Origin of the sequence: Pseudomaricurvus alkylphenolicus (genome assembly GCF_011683955.1) — a bacterium.
Taxonomy (GTDB): Bacteria; Pseudomonadota; Gammaproteobacteria; order Pseudomonadales; family Cellvibrionaceae; genus Pseudomaricurvus; species Pseudomaricurvus alkylphenolicus.
The window spans coordinates 199820-217958 of record NZ_JAAQPI010000003.1; the positions used below are offsets into that span (position 1 = coordinate 199820).

The window sequence follows — 18139 nt, forward strand, 5'->3', positions numbered from 1 at the left end:
CCAAGGGCCACCCATGACCACACTCTACGGCATCAGCAACTGCGACACCGTCAAAAAAGCCCGCAAATGGCTCGAACAACAAGGTGTCGACTACACCTTTCACGACTTCCGCAAAGACGGAATTGAGCGCCAACAAGTGATCGACTGGGTCAACGCCCTGGGTTGGGAAACCCTGGTCAACAAACGCAGCACCACCTGGAAGGGCCTCGACGACGCCACCAAAAACAGCCTCAACGACACCAGCATCATCGACATCATCCTCGATCAGCCAACCCTGATCAAAAGGCCACTGCTCAACAACAGCGGCGACCTCTCGGTAGGCTTCAAAGCTGCCGATTATGAACAACGCTTTGCCTGAAGCGGCTCGGCGATATACACAGCAGTGATCCAAACAATCGTGATTTAAACACCAGACTTAAAACGGGAAACCACACCATGACCAAACTTTACTCCCTGGGCCTCGGCGTCGGCACCAACAACGCCAAAGGCGAATGGCTGGAAGTCTTCTACCCCCAGCCCCTGCTCAACCCCTCCGAAGAAGTCGCCTCTGCCGTGGCCAGCGTACTTAACTACGAAGGCGGCAGCCAGGCCATCGCCCTAGACACCTCCAAACTGGGCCCCCTGGCCGAAGCCCTGGAAGCCGCCGGCAGCCCCGAACAAGCCGCCGTTGCCAAATCCTTCCAGCACAGCAAACGCCCCCTGGTCGCCACCCTGCTGGCCGAAGACGCCGCCCCCTCCTCCGTCCCCGAGGGCTACCTGAAACTGCACCTGATCTCACACCGCCTGGTCAAGCCACACGGCACCGTCCTGGACGGCCTGTTCGGCACACTGCCCAACGTCGCCTGGACCAACCAGGGCGCCATCGACCTGGCCGAACTGCCCGAGCGCCAGCTGCAAGCCCGCCTCAACGGCGAGCTGCTGGATGTCGACTGCGTCGACAAATTCCCCAAAATGACCAACTACGTGGTACCTGCCGGCGTACGTATTGCCCACACCGCCCGCGTGCGCCTGGGCGCCTACATAGGCGAAGGCACCACCATCATGCACGAAGGCTTCGTCAACTTTAACGCTGGCACCGAAGGTCCCGGCATGATCGAAGGCCGCATCTCCGCTGGCGTCTTCGTTGGTAAGGGCTCCGACCTGGGTGGCGGCTGCTCCACCATGGGCACCCTCTCCGGTGGCGGCAACATCGTTATCTCCGTCGGCGACGAATGCCTGCTGGGCGCCAACGCCGGTATCGGTATTCCTCTGGGTGACCGCTGCACTGTAGAAGCTGGCCTGTACATCACCGCCGGCTCCAAAGTAGCCGTTCTGGACGACCAGGGTGAACTGGTTGAAAACGTTAAAGCACGCGACCTGGCCGGCAAATCCGACCTGTTGTTCCGCCGCAACACCCTCAATGGCCGCGTTGAGTGCAAAACCAACAAAAGTGCCATCGCCCTGAACGAAGAGCTGCACGCGAACAACTGATTCGTTCCATGAGCCGTAAGCGAACCCGTGCCCCCGAGCCCACCAGTCTGTCTGGCTGGGCTCTGGCCGTGGTTCGCACCATCAGCGCCGCCGGCGTAGACCCCCACCCCCTGCTGCAACAGGCCGGCATCGACAACGCCGCCCTGACCGATCCGGAAGCCCGGGTACCTGTCGCTTCCATGACCAAATTGTGGCGGCTGGCGATAGACGCCACCGGCGACGAAGCCCTGGGGTTAAGAACACCGGATCACGTCGACCCCTCGTCAATGTTCGCCATGCAGACCCTGACCCTGTCGGCCCCCACCGCCGAAATGGGTTGGAACCAATTCTCCCGCTACTTGCCCGTACTCAGCACCGGGCTCAAAATCGAACTGCACAAAAATGCCGAGCAGGACTTCACCATCAGTCTGCAAACCGCTGACCCTCGCATGGCGGCCTTCGAGGCCGGAGACGCCAGCGTCGCCTGTCTGATTGCCAATCTGCGCAACCTGAAACACCTGGGCGTGACCATCACCGCCATCGACCTGTTCAGACCCGAACCCCAGGCCGCCGACGAATTCGAACGCTTGCTGGGCGCCCCCGTGAGCTTCGAACAAAAGGCCACACGCGTGCACTTCTCCACCGAGCGCCCGCTCCATACGCCCCAGGAGACCGCCAACCCCGCCTTGGAACAAGCGCTGCAACAGGTCCTGCAGGACTATATGGAACGCCTCCGAAGCACGGGGTTTCAGGAGCAGGTGAAACGGGAAATCGCCCGCGCCATGACCCACGGTGAACCCTCCCTGGCCAAAGTCGCCGAGCAGATGCACATCAGCGGCCGCACCCTGCAGCGCCACTTGGTGGACGAAGACAGCAGCTTCAGCGACCTGGTTAACGACGTACGCCAAAACATGGCTAAACAACTGGTGGGTGAAACCGACCTCAACATTACTGACATCGCCTTTCGCCTGGGCTTTCGCGATGCCAGCAACTTCAGCCGTGTGTTCCGCCGCTGGTTTGGACAGACACCGCGGGAATTCCGCAAACAGCCCTGAGCCCCACCCTACACACGACATAAGTCCCCGGCCCTATCGACACCGATGCGATTGCGCTAAAATGCCGCGCTTTCTGCAATCACCCCCGGTGCCCCATGACCAGCATGACCCCTACCCTCGAACTGGCCTGCGACCTGATTCGCCGCCCCTCCGTCACGCCCCTGGATGAGGGCTGCCAACACCTGATGGCAGAGCGTCTGATGGCCATCGGCTTTCACGTCGACCACCTGCGCTTCGACGACGTCGACAACCTTTGGGCCGTGCGCGGTGACGAGGGCCCGATCCTGTGTTTTGCCGGCCACACCGACGTGGTACCCACCGGACCGGAAGACAAATGGCAGATACCGCCCTTTAGCGCCATTGTGCGCGACGGCATGTTGCACGGTCGTGGCGCCGCCGACATGAAAGGCAGCCTGGCGGCCATGGTCGTCGCCTGCGAACGCTTCGTCGCCGAAAACCCCGACCATAAAGGCCGCATCGCCTTTCTGATCACCAGCGACGAAGAAGGCCCCGCCATCAACGGCACCGTCAAAGTGGTGGAATGGCTGGAAGCCCGCAACGAAAAAATCACCTGGTGCGTGGTGGGCGAACCCTCCTCCACCAACAAAACCGGCGACACCATCAAAAATGGCCGTCGCGGCTCACTCGGTTGCTGGCTGACCGTCAAAGGTGTGCAGGGCCACGTCGCCTACCCGCACCTGGCGGACAACCCCATCCACAAGGTGGCACCGGCACTGGCGGAACTGTCTGCCGAGCACTGGGACAACGGCAACGACTTCTTCCCCGCCACCAGCTTCCAGGTTTCCAATATCAATGGCGGCACTGGCGCCACCAACGTGATTCCCGGCGAAGTGCAGATCATCTTTAACTTCCGCTTCTCCACCGAAGTGACCGAAGAACAACTGCGCAGCCGCACCGAGGCCATCCTCGACAAACACGGTCTGGACTACGACATCGACTGGCGCCTGAGCGGCCACCCATTCCTGACCTCCGAAGGCCCCTTGGTGGAGTCCGCCGTTAAAGCCATCTCCGACGCAGCGGGATTCGAAACCGAACTCTCCACTGCCGGCGGTACCTCAGACGGTCGCTTTATTGCTCCCACCGGCGCCCAGGTAGTAGAACTCGGCCCCGTGAACGCCACCATTCACAAAGTGGATGAATGCGTAAACGCCGAAGACCTCAACTTGCTGACCGATATGTACGAAGGCGTCTTAAAGGGATTACTGACTGACGGATGAACCCATCGAGCGGTGAACATGATCAACTGCTGCTAGGCACCACCTACGGGCTGATTACCGTGTTGATCTGGGCCGCGTTCCCGATCATCACCAAAATCAGCCTGCAGCAGCAACTCACCCCCATGGATGTTGCGATACTGCGTTACGCGTCATCGGGCTTGATCCTGTTGCCCTTTCTGCTGCGGCGCGGCATTGCCGGCCTGCCCTTAAAAGCGATCATCCTGCTCGTCTGCGGCGCCGGTCTGCCATACATGTTGATGTCCACCGGCGGTCTGCAATACTCCAGTGCCAGCCACTTCGGCATGATCACGCCCAGCACCATGCTGCTTTGTACCACCCTCGGCGGTTTTTGGCTGTTCGGTGAATCCCTCGATCGCACCAAACTCCTGGGCATCGGCGCGGTGATCACCGGGCTGGTGCTTGTTGCCATCAACGGTTTTCATGCCGGTGAAAGCACCTGGCAAGGCGACCTGATGTTCGTCGCGGCGGGCGCGCTCTGGGCCATTTACACCCTCTCCCTGCGTCACTGGCAAATCGAACCCATGCGTGCCACGGCGCTGGTGGCCACCGTATCGATGCTGCTTTCCGTGCCAGCCTTCTGGCTCATGGCAGACTCCGGGATCAGTACCGCCAGCTGGGGCACCATTGCCACACAGATTGGTTACCAGGGCATCCTCTCCTCCATACTGGCGCTGGTCTTCTACAGCCGTGCCGTGGCCATGCTCGGGCCATCGCGGGGTGCGGTATTCGGTGCTATGGTTCCTGGTATGGCCTTGTTGTTGGCCGTGATCGTACTGGGCGAAGAAGCCACTGCCCTGCAATACGCCGGTGTGGTGATCATCTTCTCCGGCGTTATTACCGTGCTCGGCCTATGGCCCAAAAACCTCCTGCGCGAGAAGCGCCCGACGTAAAAGGAGCGCCGCCTTTGAAAGTCGAAATCGTCACCGTCGACTCGCACTACCAACAGCTGGCCGCCATCCGCCAGCGGGTATTTACCCAGGAACAGGGCGTGCCCGAATCCCTTGAATTCGACGACCGCGACCCTCACTGCGTACAAGTGCTGATCACCGACAAAGATGAGCCCATCGCCTGCGGCCGCATTGACTTGGAAAAAGGTGGCAAGGTGGGCCGGGTTGCCGTGCAGGCCAATGCGCGCCACCTGGGTTTGGGCCGCAAAGTTATGCAAGCCCTGGAGCAAGCGGCCGACGATGCCGGCCTGGATAAAGTCTGGTTTCACGCCCAAAAAAGTGCCGTCGGGTTTTACGAAAAACTTGGCTACCACTGTGTGGGAGAAGAGTTTCTCGAAGCGGGCATTGTCCACAGACAAATGGAGAAGTCGCTGGATTGACATCCCAACTCAAAAATTGAATCCACTGAGACGAGGTGTCAATTCGAACGGATTAATGCGCAGACGAGAGTACGACAAAGCATCAGGGACGATACCGAATCCTCAAACCCTCCAGGAAATTGCGCAGCACCTGATCCTTGCACTCCCGGTAGTGCTTATGCCCCGGCTTTCGAAAAAAAGCACTCAATTCGTGCTCGCTAATCTCCAGCCCCGACAGCTTTAGCGTCGCCAGAATATCATCGCTTTTAAAATCCAGTGCAATCTTCAACTTACGCAGAACCAGATTATTATTAAGCTTTTTCTCAACGGGCGGCGTCACGCCATCCTTCCTCCCCCGCCGGGCGATAATAAATCCGTTCAAAAAAGTGGCCAACTGTACATCCGGGCAATTACGATAGTAGGCATCATCATCTCTTCTCAACCAGCGATTAACCTGACTGAGCTCCACCTCTCCGCCAGCCAGAACAAACAGCTTCACGATCTTGGTATCGGCCAGATCAAACACATAACGCAGTCGGCGAAGAACATCATTGTTGGTCATAGGTCTGTCTCGGAAGGAATATCAGCATGGCTCTCGATCATCTCATTGACGCCAGCCAACGTCTTTGTGAACGAAGAGGGCTGCACCATCGCGTGTAGATATTCCGAACGCCTGCTTATCTTCGTCATGCCATCTATTTCCCCTTTGCCTGGCTATATATTCAACGCCCATTGGATGTGGTTGATCATGTCATATCGATGGCTATCCACACAAGGGAATTCGGGTGGGTGGCAGTAGGTCTTTATATCGATAAAACAGCCCTTCAGCCCCGCAACCTGTTTATCCGGTCGGCAAACACATTTTTTGTACCCTGGAATCGTCTTTCCCGGCCGGGAGACCGTTCTTGAATGGTTTGGACCGATCCCTAACGGTTTTCAGACATTAAAAAACTGGCAACCACAGATCGATCAGAATCAAGCTATTGAAGAAATACAGCTGAATTTATTTGCCGCTGCATAATTTGAATTTCGTCATTGCGACAGAAGCGAACCGTTCGTCATTTGCAATTCAATAAATCTACTTAGCCAATAGTATGCGATAGGCAATGAGCCAAGCTAGAAAACCCACCCAACGAAAACTCCTGGCCACGCCTAAATAAAGTATTCATTTATTTCATAGAAATTAGTATGCCCTTAACAATAATAGTGCGTTAAACGAGCCTTCGCGGCTGCGTATCCCAGTATTTTCCCCTTCCGCCTTTAATAATCTTCAACCCCTTCATACATCCAGAAAGAGACATTACCTCCAGGTGCAGCCAGCTCAAGGGCAGCCGTAGGAAGCTGAGGGAATCCACCCTCAGAGTACGGCTGACCACCTAAGTCCAAGTCAATGCAATGGAAGAGAAATATGGGTGAAACAATAGTCAAACTCTTATCCAGCTCAAAAGTTTTTGCTCAATGGAGCATAGATGAATAAATGTGAGCACAACTAATTGGCAACATATTCCTCAGAACAGTCGGTAGTTCCAGCATTACAAACAACAAAGACTTGCGACAACTTCTTGAAATGCGTGTATACCGCTGTATTTTTACCCGAAATACTCTCAACAAACTGCCCATTGAAATATACATCAATACCGGAAGCGTCGGTTGACCAGCTCAATGTGGTTTGAATATTTCGACCTCTCCTTCTGTGGCTTCCACTAAGAACTGGAGGTTCTGGTGTTGTCACTGGGGAAGCAAACGATACAAAGGTGTTCGAGTTGGTGATCTGGATGCCGTCGAATGTAGAAAGCGTTTCGTGAGTCAAATAAACCCTGCCGAGTCGATCGCCAACAATGATGTTGCCATTGCTATCCATATCAATATCTTGAAGATTGCTACCGATATATAGTGTGTTTAGAAGAACTCCAGCTACATCATAATGCCCAACATAACCCTGCCAGCTGACCATATAAATCATGCCGTCAGCGTTAGCGGTAACACCGCGGGAATCAGAGGAGTGGCCCAAATCAACACTTCGTATGACCTCTAAAGTAGTCGGGTCAATGACATCAACGGCACCATAAGTATTTTTCAACGCATAAAACAGGCTGTCTTTGCCCAGCGTTATGTCAATATAGTCGCCGGTATCAATAAAGCGGTGACTTTCCCCATCCTCTAAATTGATCGCAATAAGCCCTTTGGCCTCACCACTAGAACCCGTATATCCGTCGGTTACAAAAACGACGTTCCCGATACTGGTTATGCCCCCATAAGAGCCATTATTTGGCGTGCTCCACCCGTCGACCAGATAACTCTGCCAGCTAGAGCCATCATATACCGACAGCTCGGGGTAAAAGGTACCGTTAAATACAGCTAGTCTACCATCTTCAAGCACGGTTATGTCCCTAGCCACTTCATTGGAAGCATTTGTCGGTATGGGCAATTCTGTCATTAGCTCCCCATTGGGGCTGTACTCAAATAAAGTACTATTGCTTGATATGAGAATACTGTCATTCTGGAACAGAGGATCTGCCAGCACAGGAAACGACACGGTTAGAAATAAGAGTATTGATACAGTTTTCTTCACAGTTAATTCCTTTTAAAGTATCTTCTACGGCGTATTCGTTAACGGGTAGAAGTTGACTACCGGTGATAAACGGCAATGATTTCGTGGTCACCCGAACTCAATCGATCGGTCACAACAACAGCTCCACAGGATATTGCCTTGAGATCTCTGGGCTTCGTTCAGTGGCCGCGGCATTATCACAACTGTTCTTATCTCCAACTCCTTCGTCATTGAATTCGAACACGCACCATTTACCGAGTAAATTTTTCGGAAAAATACATTTTCGTCAATATGAGACTCCTTATCTTCTCCTTGATTCAGGTGAGCGCGATAGCCACCTATACCTTATTCATCGCCCCATAGGCAATATCAAGTATGTCATGCAACTGAAATATATGGGATGAAACCGAAGAAGGTAACCAAATCCCTTTGCACTGATGACGATACAAAATTCCTTCCAAGTGTAGAGTTATATCACGTTGCGGCTACGAATTTCTATAGTGGCGTGATCGTAATTCATGCAAAAAATTCAATTTTATCCGACTGGAGCTGGAGACCTCAGCTATAGAGGACGGTCAACTCCCATAATATGGATTTACACGACAAATGAATCATCCACTTTCCTTGTGCGCCATTATACTGTTCATCCTATAGAGTCTTTACTGTGCTACGAGGTCAACCGGTAGTTGAAACGCTCTTCAACTCGATTACGCATACGCTTGTAATCCTGCATATAGCATACTTACAAGTAAACCCGCGGCCCCAAGTCTCACGAACCACCAGAGGCGACGAACCACCTTTGAGCGTAGTGACACTCCCTCTTCGGTTAACAAGCTCTTATCAATGGTTATCACACCAAGCGGCCACCGCAGTCTCCACCACAATTTTTCAACCGGAACTATCACATGCTTCAGCTTGATCAACAAGAACAAGGAAGAGATCAAGCTGAGAGTCGCGGCTATGAGCGGTAATAGCAAAATAAATTCCACTGGTATCACTCGTTTAGTTCCTTTTTCTCATATCGGCCACTGCGGCTCCAGGAGTTGCCAGTTTCTCGTGTCGATTTCGTTCCAATAAATTGTGTTGTACAACTGGCGGTATTGGACCACGTCACTGACACCGAAAAAACCGTAAGATCAAACTACAAATTTTCACTACCTGCAATCGTATAGTTCAGCGTAAGTTCCGGTAACATACTCTCCATTCTGTCGAGCGGGTATGTAACTGCTATTTAATATATTATCGACAGCCTGTCTCTTACATTCTTCCGAAGCCCTCCCAGATACAAAGGACGCTTTTATCGCCCTACCTTTATTGTCAATTTTTGCGGCAATCCATAAAAAAGAATTTGCTCTGCATGCTCTTGGGAATCTCGGAGTATTGTACCTCTGCGGTGCAAAATAACTGATGCCATGCGCATCAATATCGTACAGTGAATTAGGGATGATTTTGATTACTTCCTTTCCCGAAGAGCGATCAAAGATAACAGAAAATCTTAGCCAGACTCGTTTCTTTTCACCGTTAACTCTTGCTGGAACAAATTTAAGCTTTCTAAGACCTCTTTGAACCGCCCTTTCAAAACGCCTACTTATCACGTTATCTGAAGAATCAACATATACGTAAAGCTTTGCAGATCCGTTTTTTGATACATATGCAGCATTCCTTACTACTACGACATCCTCTATTTTGCTTTTTGGAAATTTAATCCTTTGCTCCCATTTTGCGTATCCCCCTTTAAATTCCGCTGGTTGAAATTCCCAGCTCTCAGCATAAGCGAACCCTGTACATACGACTGACGTTATAATTAGCAAGCAGGCCAATCTGTATAGGAAGCCGCTCATTCTCGGAATCTTGACATTTAGCCCGCAGTTTCCTGGAAAAAGCTGGATATTGGTATAAACATAGGACATCCAACTCTCAGAGTTAAACGATATCGCGGAAGAGGTATATAGAATCATAAGGCGATATAAAATCCATTTTAGATACAGTCCATTTCCACACAGGCTTGAAGAGACACCGCCTCTCACTTGCCACTAATAAGAGCGTCTACCCATATAGAATCGGACAATTCACCCCATATTTCAACCACAGGTCTACATTGGCTCATTTACACACAGGGTTTCTTCTTTGGCCTCTTGAAACCTGCAATGAGTCCAATCATCCTTGGCGCCACAGCCTGCTAATTGTTAGTGCCCGCTAGCAGTCCGCATGGGGTTATCCCCTGCCACCGGCAAAATCGGAGATTGTACGATCGACGACCATGTGTAAGAGGCTCTTGGCGACACGAATTGGTCTGTGGCCAAAGACAACCCATAAACTGACTCACAAGGTCTCCGATGACTTCTGCCCAGTGATGCCGGTTGGTCCGTCGGGGTGCCTCGCAATCACCGGATTCGCATCGGAAAGCCGTTTAGGCCGCACAACCTTGTTTTTGAGGTCGATAAACATGACGGTAGTAGCCGATACTGCCACTCACAAGAAAAACCAGTTCTAACAGGATTGCGGCCGGGCTGAAGATAATGACGTTAATGATAAGCCATACAAATGCCCCTACCATCAGCAGCAAGCGCATATTCTTTTGCGTATGGGAAAATGAACCAGACACCATCAATATATTGGCCAGCCCGCTCAACAGGCTCAAATAGCTGCTGTAAGTCAGCGCCACCAGACCCAAGGCACTCAACACGAAGACCAGGTAAAGATACCGCGAACGAAAGCGAATGGTAATAAAGTGCCTGACGGCCGCAATAACAAACATCGAAGCCGCTGTATATTGCTCAAGCATATAGAAATGTCCGGCTATAAACAGCGCCCCAATACCCATGGCCGAAAAGAAATAGACTCTTTTTTTGAATTGAGCCGATCCGGAGTCAAATATTAATCCCAGCAACCCCAAGATTTGCGAGAATACAAAGTCACTCATTGTTGATTAGAACCTAAAACTGACGAATCACAGTATCAGGTCACAGGGAAATTCATATCCCCTGATGAGGTGGGTAGGTATTACACCTTCTGATGCTCAATCCGCAGTACCAGGTAACACATCACCATTGCGGATATATTGGTGGTGACCGGGTTAAAGGCTTCAAACAGTAGCGCTTGATCCACCGCCGCCACATACAGAAGGAGCAGGACAAGCGAAACAAACGCTGTATAAATTGGGATTTTGCTGGATTTCCACAGAATAATAAGCAGGCCAAGCACTATTTCACCCATTCCCGCAATCGGTGACACCAGTTGGGCCGACAGGCCAAAGCCGCCCGCCTCAACCAAGGATACCTCTACATCACTTAGCCAGACGATTTTGGGGAACAAGCCATGAAAGACAAATACGAACCCAAGGCACCATCGGCATGCCCTTGACACGAAGGCCAACTCATCAGTCTTCATGAATATACCTGCCTTTGTGATCAGCGGAGGGCAGTACACAATAGTCATACCTTCCAAAGATTCGATATCGATTCAGTGCGATTCTGTCGTATATCCAATCACGGAGCGAGATGGGCAAGACACGAAAAACACAGAACATCTTCCACGGGTAACCCAATTTATCCACAACCCCGAAAAAGGCTGTGCTCTTTTCGTAGAATCTATTACCTTCAACGTACAGCATGGTCTCATAGTAGTCCGTCGGATAATTGAAGTGATCGAGTATTGCTTTCCCCTCAGCCGACTGAACACTGCACAGTTTGAACGTTCGGTTGGCGTCTTTATCGATGATAAAGTTAGCCCAGGCGTTGCAGAGCTTGCATACTCCGTCAAAAAGAATGATGCAATCGCCGTCCTTGATGTATGGTGGATTATGCGTTTGCCTCATGGCGTTTCACTCCTACTGCGACTCTAATTCCCGCATGTAGGATACTGTATCAAAGGTGCACCGATAAATAAGTTTAGCGACAAATCGCTACCAAGCGGGCTGCTACGGAGATTAGCTTCAAACTGGCTTAAGGTAAATGCCATGGAGATCAGACACTGAGTTGCGTACGCCAATGAGGCACCCAACACCGAATACCGCGGAGTAAAGGGTGGCTGGGTGTTCTCTGGAGGGGCATTTCAAGCGAACGCCGAAGGAGTCAATGAGACAAGCGTTTTTCAGCTTGGCTCATTGGGGACTGAGGGAAGCCCGGAGGGCCGGAAGCGTGCCCCTCCAGAGGACACCCAGTCGCCCATTTTGGCACCTAAATCCGGGTGCCTGAACAACGATCATGAAGACAGAAACTACTTCAATTCGTAAACAATTTTACCGTCGACAACCGTCATCACCACCTTGGTATCACTCAGATTCTTAACTGCGGTGTTAAACAAATTTCGATCCACAATGGTTAAATCGGCCCGCTTGCCCACCTTAATCGAACCCACCAGATTCTCTTGCCTAAGCGCATAAGCCGCATTGATTGTGTAGGCCTCCAGCACCGTATGCAGATTCGGCAACGACTGGTCACCACGCGTTAACGCATGCTCCATCGCCACAAACGGATTCAGCGTCGAGACTCCCCAATCGCTGCTCAACGTCAAGGTCGCATTGGCGTTGTGCAGATCCTTCAGCGGGAACAAGCGATCCATACGAGCATGCCCCAACAACTCAATCTCCGCCGCCGAATGATTCTGCGGATTACTCCAGTCACCCGCCACCTGCGCATCCGCAATCACATCCAAGGCATCAAAACGCGCCATATCCGCCGTATCCACGTGTTCCACATGCGTCAAGCGGTGGCGTCGATCAAGATTATTGCCGTTCACACTCTGTGCATATTCAATGGCGTTAAGCGCCTCGTGCACACCACGATCACCAATCGCATGAATCGTCATATCAAAGCCCACCTTTTCCAGCTCCGATATCACATAACCCATGCGACTCTCCTGCAAATAGTTCAAGCCTTTGTTACTCGCCAGGCCATAGCCGAGATCCTTCAAATAGGGCTGCTTCATAGCGGCGGTGGTATTGATGGAAATACCATCGTCATACATCTTGATCTGATTGACCCGCATCATCGGATCACTGTCGTCGAACATCTGAGTCAGTTCTGCGATCTGCTGGTCGTCATTGGTATCCTCCGGGTAATACCACAAACCCAGAGTAGTGCGAGCCGTCAATTTGCCCTGGTTGCGAGCTTTATACCAGACATCCAGATACTCTCGCTTCCAGTAAACCCGCGCATTCATAATCGACGTCAGGCCATTTTTGCGAATCTGCTTAAGCGACCACAACAGCCCCTGGTAATCCGCATTCTTCTGAGCACTAGTGGGATTCGTCAACGCCAAATGGAAGGCCATATCTCCGGCAGTATCCATCAAAATACCGTTAGGCTCTCCATTGCCCAGACGGCCGATATGCCCGCCCGCTGGATTTTCAGCGCCGGCATCAAACCCCAACAGTTCCAACGCTCTGCTGTTTACCCATACCGCGTGTGACGTCTGCTCCATAATCGCAATCGGGCGAGTGCTCGAAATGGCGTCCAACGCAGCCGCTGGGTTGCGACCATCTTCAACCAGAGCACTGATATTAAAACCATAACCTAACAACCAGTCACTGCCCGTGTTCGCACACTGGCCGATTGCGGTCAGCCAGTTGTCCACTGACTTCTTGCCATCGACAATACAGTTGACCACATCGCTGCCCTGCTCCAGCGGGTGCATATGCACATCATGCAGGCCAGGCAATACCATATCGTTGCTATAAAGATTGATAACGTTGGTACGATTGCCTATAAACTTTCTAACACCATTATTGCTGCCGACAAAGACAATCTCGCCATTATCAATGGCCACTGCATCTGCCCAGGGTTTGGCGGGGTCCATGGTGTAGATCTTGCCATAGCGGATAACGGTATCGGCGGCAGACAACGCCAGAGTAGAAAAACTGATTGCTGCGGCGGCAATAAGGCCGGCAAACAAATTTGATTTGCTAGGGTTCACAAAAGGTCTCCAATCGTCTTATTAAAATTATTACTGTATGGGGTTGGCCTGTAAGCAGGCGTGATGTATAAGCTATGACAGTTCGATTTCAGACACTATTGAAACATTCTGCAATGACCCATTAATTCCATTCATCGTTATTTTCCACAATAATGAGAACAGCATCACACCCTGCCAGCACCGACTTGTACTTGCCTCCTCAGCCAGAAAACTTTTTAAAAGCAAACCCAAGTGTCGGATTATGGCTTCGCCTAATCCGACCTACGCGCGGGCTGTTCGCTGGGAACGATGCCCCCAACTGACCAACGAATGAGTGATCCAATAAACCGCAACACTGCCGATCAACATCAGCAACGGCATGGGAATCAGAGACGCTTCCGTTTCGCTCTTCCAACCCGCCAGCAGACTGACCAGGTCGTAACCCCAAACCAACAGCCCCAACACGCTGGTGACGATAGCGGGTGCGGGATAAGTTTGTTTTTGATAAATACCAAAAGTCAAAATCACCAGAGGAGGAATACCCAGGGCAAAAGAACTCTGCAACAGATCGATTGCCGACGTGCCACTGAGCGCCAGCGCCGCGCTGGAGACTGCCACAAAAACCACACAGTAGCGTGTTAAAGACAGTGTAGAGATGCGCTCGGGCACACGGCGTCGCAAAAGATTTTGCGCAAAGGTACTCGCCGGCCCCAACAGTGCACTATCCACCGTGGATGTGATGGCTGCGGTTAAAGTGAGGATAAAAATCACCGACAGTGCCGGAGACAAAAACTTCTCGGCCAGCGCCGGAATCACCCCTTCGGACACTTCCGGTAACATCACCCTGGCGGCCATGCCCAACATCACCGGCAATAGGGCAATGACGATATAAATCATCCCGGAGTTCACACAGGCGCGTACGGCGATATCCGGAGTTCGTGCAGCGAATATTCGCTGCATTAAATCCTGCGAGGCAATATTGCCGAGCGAACCCACCAGAAACAGTCCCAGCCAGTAGTTAAACTCACTCAGACGTTCTGTCGGAATCCAGGTGGTGTAGGCTTTATCCTCAATCAAAAACAACTGATCCAAGCCGGTCAGCAGACTGCCGCTGCCCAGCGCCGTCAATACGTTAAAGCTAAGCACCACCAAACCGAGAATCAGTAGCAGAACCTGCACTGCGTCTGTCAGCGCCACCGACCACATACCGCCCAGCAATGTATAAGCCGTTAACAAGCCGGTGACCAGAATCAAACTGGTGCTGACATCCAGCCCAAACGCCATATGTACAATATTGCCAATCGCCAGTAACTGCACGGCAATCCAGCCGAAGTAACTGATGTTGTAGATAACCTGGAAGAATTCAGCGGTAGCGCCAAAGCGGCGGCGAATCACGTCCGCCAAGGTCAGCACTTTTTCCTCCCACATGGGGCGCGCGTAGATCCATCCCGCCAGAATCAGGCAGACTCCCACCCCAAACGGCTCCAGGGCGGTCACTCGCAAGCCTTCGTTGCGTACCATATCGGCGGAGACGGACAAACTGCCGGCCCCAAACCAGGTGGCCACCAGGGTGGCCATGAGCACCCAACTGGAGAGCCCGCGGCCGGCGACAATAAAGTCCTCCGCATCCTTGACCCGTTCCTTGGCCCAGAGAGCCACCAGGAACATAACAACAAAAAAAGTGGTGAGCGCCGCCGCGTAGACAAATTGCAAATGAGTTCTCCTGTCGAGCCGTACCTAAAAAGAGCGCCGCAAAGCTCAGGGTCGAGGCTGTTGCTGTGTAATGCAGTGGATACCGCCGCCGCCCACGGCAACACCGTCGACATTAACCTGCACAATACGCCGCTCCGGAAACAGCTTTTCGAATACAGCGCGGGCGCGTTCGTCGGCGGCAATACCGTACTTGGGCATTACCACACCACCATTGGGCAGATAGCTGTTGATGTATGAGGTACAAAAGCTGTCGCTCAACATTTCGCAACCGTAGGCATCTTCAATCAGTACAATATCAATTGTACGCCCCTTGGCATCAGTCTGCCCTTTCAACGCTTCGAGATTGGCCCGCATAATGTCGTACCACGGGTGTTCGGGATCGTAGCTGATTTCCATCAACACCACGCCAGGGCGAACAAAGGCCGCCAGGCCATCCACATGGCCGTTGGTTTCCACCTCGTCGTCGTTGCCGGGCAACCAAATCACCTTGGTGGCCCCCAGGGTGCGACAAAGCTCCTCCTCTACCTGGCGGCGTGACCAGCCGGGGTTGCGGTTGGTGTGCAGCAGGCAGGATTCCGTTGTGAGCACCGTGCCCTCACCGTCGACACTGATGGCACCGCCTTCGGCCACCAACTCAGAAACAAAGCTGCGGGCTCCTGCGTGTTTCAGAATTACCTCACCCACCGCGTTGTCGTTGTGATGGGGCTGGTATTTTTGGCCCCAGGCGTTAAATTCCCAGCAGCTGCCAGCCAGCTCGCCCCGCTCATTGACCAGAAAGTTGGGGCCGGCGTCCCTTGCCCAGGAGTCATCGATAGGGGCCACCATCAGATCGATGTCTTCGCCCATCAGAGACCGCGCCTCTTGTGCATCCTGCTCACAGACCACCACGGTGACCGGTTCAAATTCGCTGATGGCCTGGGCAATGCCCGCGAAACAGCTTTTGGTCTTGTCGAAGTCTTCCCACATGCTTTCGCGGCTGGGCCACATCATCCAGCAGCGGTCGTGAGCCTCCCACTCGGCCGGCATGCGAAACCCCTCGTCGGCGGGGCTCATCAAAGACTGACTATTAGTATTACTCATCAATTCACTCCAACTTCCTGGTTTTACCCACTCCGGCCCGGGTGACAAACGGGCCTTTCATTACTAGAATTCATACAGCAGGTACAAAGGATCTAAGTGCCTGCCATGCCCTGCTAGAGTAGTGTTGGCAGCACGGATGCCGCAAACGATAAAAAATCATTCGGGTTATTAGAATTATTCATCAATCGGCAAATATCATGAGTAGACGATTTGGCAAGCTGCCGCCCCTGAGCGCCCTTGAAGGCTTCGAGGCCGCCGCCCGGCTCAAGAGCTTCTCTCTCGCCGCCGAGGAGCTGAACATCACCCAGTCGGCGGTATCGCACCAGATACGCTCCCTGGAGGAGTTTTTCGGTCTGGACCTGTTCAACCGGGTGGGTCGCTCGGTAGAGCCCACCGTGGCCGGCCTGGACTTTCTGCACACGGCCACCCAGGCGCTGGACGTATTGTCCAAGGGCAAACGCCGCCTGGACTTTTATTACCGCCCGGGCTCGGTGGTGTTTGGCACCAGCGCCGCCTTTGCCAGTAAATGGCTGATGCCACGCTATGACTCTCTGCGGGAGTGGTTTCCCGAAGTGCAACCCTGGCTGTTTACCACTGAAGAGAATTTTGATCTGGAAACCCAGGAGGTGGATTTGGCGATCTGGTACGGCCATGGCCAGTGGCCCGGGGTGGAAAGCCAGCTGCTGTTCCACGATGTTCTGACGCCACTTTATGCCCCCAATGCGTTTTCTCACCTGCCCACACTGGAAGAGCCCGATCAGCTGCAACAATTCCCGTTGCTGCACGATGAACGGCCGGATGATTGGCTGTCCTGGTTTCAAAGGGTGGAACTGCAAGGAGAAGATCGGGTGGAAGGCTGCGTATTCAGCGACAGCGGCCTGATGCTGGAATGTGCCGCCAACGGTCAGGGCGTTGCCCTGGGCAGTTTGGTGCTGGCATCCGATATGATTGAGCAAGGCCGATTGGTGCAGCCGTTTTCTGAAACGGTTGTGACAGAAGATGCTTATTATCTGGTGTACGACAGTAGCCAACCCATGCGGCCTTCTGTCGCACGAGCGAGGGATTGGTTGCTGGATGCGGCCAAAGGGTTTGCGTCGAAATGGAATACGGCTCCGCAATCGGTCCAGGCGGATTAAACATCCAACGCGTATTTGACGAATCCGTCGGCCGGCCCCGCCACTCGATCATACAGCCGGCGAGCGGTCGTATTGCCGGATTCAGTGTGCCAGTAAACACGACTCCAGCCTCTTGCACGGGCGTCAGTTACCACCTGCTCGATCAGGCGCCTTCCCAGACCGGTACCGCGGGTCTCAGGAGCCACATACAAGTCCTGTAGATAGCACACGGGCTGGCTGCGCCAGGTATTGGCGTGTGGTAAGTAGTGAACAAACCCCTTCAAGATTCCGGCTTCGCCCTGCTGCGAAACCACCCATCCCTGAATGGGGTTTTGGGGATCCAACAGTCTTTGCCAGAGTTGACGTGTGGCAGAAAAGGGTAAATCGGTACGATAGAAATGCAAATACTGACGCCAAAGTGACGCCCATTTTTCCCAGTCCTCTGCCGCCGGGCGGCGCAAATAACTCTCCACAGACATTCACCTCGCTCAGAAAACTTGCCAGACATGTCGCTCAAATCCTTTTTGATTGAGCGTTTTCGAACACAGGTTAATTCTCTGGGCGCTACAGACACAAATGATAAAAACTGCGCCAATTCATAAGAGGCTGTCATGCAAATTGCCTGGACTTGTTGAGTGACGCGCCACAATCAGGGGGATGATAACCGCTGGACATAACCAGCATTCGGTTAAGCGGGCAACAATCTAAAATATTTG

General features: G+C 52.8%; 17 protein-coding genes. 7 read left to right on the forward strand and 10 right to left on the reverse strand.

Annotated features, from left to right (window positions below; translation table 11 throughout):
• Positions 1 to 13: 13 nt before the first annotated feature.
• From HBA55_RS09700 to HBA55_RS09725, 6 genes are all read left to right on the forward strand, one after another.
• Positions 14 to 358: an ArsC family reductase gene (locus HBA55_RS09700; RefSeq protein ID WP_166989918.1), complete on the forward strand. Its 345-nt coding sequence runs from the start codon at positions 14 to 16 to the stop codon at positions 356 to 358.
• 77 nt (positions 359 to 435) lie between these two features.
• Positions 436 to 1470 (forward strand): 2,3,4,5-tetrahydropyridine-2,6-dicarboxylate N-succinyltransferase, encoded by a 1035-nt coding sequence (gene dapD, locus HBA55_RS09705; RefSeq protein ID WP_166989920.1) that lies wholly within the window; start codon positions 436 to 438, stop codon positions 1468 to 1470.
• 8 nt (positions 1471 to 1478) lie between these two features.
• Positions 1479 to 2504 carry an AraC family transcriptional regulator gene (locus HBA55_RS09710; RefSeq protein WP_166989922.1) on the forward strand — a complete coding sequence of 342 codons (1026 nt, stop codon included), beginning with the start codon at positions 1479 to 1481 and terminating at the stop codon, positions 2502 to 2504.
• A 104-nt stretch (positions 2505 to 2608) separates the two neighbouring features.
• Entirely contained in the window at positions 2609 to 3742 is a 1134-nt protein-coding gene (gene dapE, locus HBA55_RS09715; RefSeq protein WP_166990956.1) for a succinyl-diaminopimelate desuccinylase, read from the forward strand.
• Positions 3739 to 4653: a DMT family transporter gene (locus HBA55_RS09720; RefSeq protein ID WP_166989925.1), complete on the forward strand. Its 915-nt coding sequence runs from the start codon at positions 3739 to 3741 to the stop codon at positions 4651 to 4653. Before dapE ends, HBA55_RS09720 begins: the two co-directional genes overlap by 4 nt.
• Positions 4654 to 4667: 14 nt before the next feature.
• A complete protein-coding gene (locus HBA55_RS09725) occupies positions 4668 to 5090 on the forward strand; it encodes a GNAT family N-acetyltransferase (RefSeq protein ID WP_206019693.1) in 423 nt (140 codons plus the stop codon).
• An 82-nt stretch (positions 5091 to 5172) separates the two neighbouring features.
• Here HBA55_RS09725 and HBA55_RS09730 read toward each other — a convergent pair whose 3' ends face one another.
• The 9 genes from HBA55_RS09730 to HBA55_RS09770 form a co-directional block, all read right to left on the reverse strand.
• Complete coding sequence (locus HBA55_RS09730; protein WP_166989929.1) at positions 5173 to 5631, reverse strand: YehS family protein; 459 nt, start codon at positions 5629 to 5631, stop codon at positions 5173 to 5175.
• 927 nt (positions 5632 to 6558) lie between these two features.
• Complete coding sequence (locus tag HBA55_RS09735; protein WP_166989931.1) at positions 6559 to 7641, reverse strand: NHL repeat-containing protein; 1083 nt, start codon at positions 7639 to 7641, stop codon at positions 6559 to 6561.
• A gap of 1133 nt (positions 7642 to 8774) precedes the next feature.
• Complete coding sequence (locus tag HBA55_RS09740; RefSeq protein WP_166989933.1) at positions 8775 to 9530, reverse strand: energy transducer TonB; 756 nt, start codon at positions 9528 to 9530, stop codon at positions 8775 to 8777.
• Positions 9531 to 10030: 500 nt separating this feature from the next.
• The gene (locus HBA55_RS09745; protein ID WP_166989935.1) at positions 10031 to 10543 is read right to left on the reverse strand and encodes a YgjV family protein; all 513 of its coding nucleotides are present in this window, start codon (positions 10541 to 10543) and stop codon (positions 10031 to 10033) included.
• An 80-nt stretch (positions 10544 to 10623) separates the two neighbouring features.
• Positions 10624 to 11010 (reverse strand): DoxX-like family protein, encoded by a 387-nt coding sequence (locus tag HBA55_RS09750; RefSeq protein WP_166989937.1) that lies wholly within the window; start codon positions 11008 to 11010, stop codon positions 10624 to 10626.
• On the reverse strand, positions 11000 to 11437 hold the full coding sequence (locus HBA55_RS09755; RefSeq protein WP_166989939.1) for a thiol-disulfide oxidoreductase DCC family protein: 438 nt from the start codon (positions 11435 to 11437) through the stop codon (positions 11000 to 11002). The genes HBA55_RS09750 and HBA55_RS09755 overlap by 11 nt, the downstream gene beginning before the upstream one ends.
• Positions 11438 to 11838: 401 nt before the next feature.
• Positions 11839 to 13536: an amidohydrolase family protein gene (locus HBA55_RS09760; protein WP_166989940.1), complete on the reverse strand. Its 1698-nt coding sequence runs from the start codon at positions 13534 to 13536 to the stop codon at positions 11839 to 11841.
• 261 nt (positions 13537 to 13797) lie between these two features.
• Positions 13798 to 15228 (reverse strand): sodium:solute symporter family transporter, encoded by a 1431-nt coding sequence (locus HBA55_RS09765; RefSeq protein ID WP_166989942.1) that lies wholly within the window; start codon positions 15226 to 15228, stop codon positions 13798 to 13800.
• Positions 15229 to 15273: 45 nt separating this feature from the next.
• Positions 15274 to 16308, reverse strand: a complete 1035-nt coding sequence (locus tag HBA55_RS09770; protein WP_240945990.1) for an agmatine deiminase family protein — start codon at positions 16306 to 16308, stop codon at positions 15274 to 15276.
• Between the two features lie 197 nt (positions 16309 to 16505).
• Here HBA55_RS09770 and HBA55_RS09775 point away from each other — a divergent pair, with 197 nt between their 5' ends.
• Entirely contained in the window at positions 16506 to 17444 is a 939-nt protein-coding gene (locus tag HBA55_RS09775; protein ID WP_166989944.1) for a LysR substrate-binding domain-containing protein, read from the forward strand.
• Here HBA55_RS09775 and HBA55_RS09780 read toward each other — a convergent pair.
• Positions 17441 to 17896, reverse strand: coding sequence for a GNAT family N-acetyltransferase (locus HBA55_RS09780; RefSeq protein WP_206019694.1), 456 nt, complete (start codon positions 17894 to 17896; stop codon positions 17441 to 17443). The two genes, HBA55_RS09775 and HBA55_RS09780, sit on opposite strands and share 4 nt — an antisense overlap.
• Positions 17897 to 18139 lie beyond the last annotated feature (243 nt).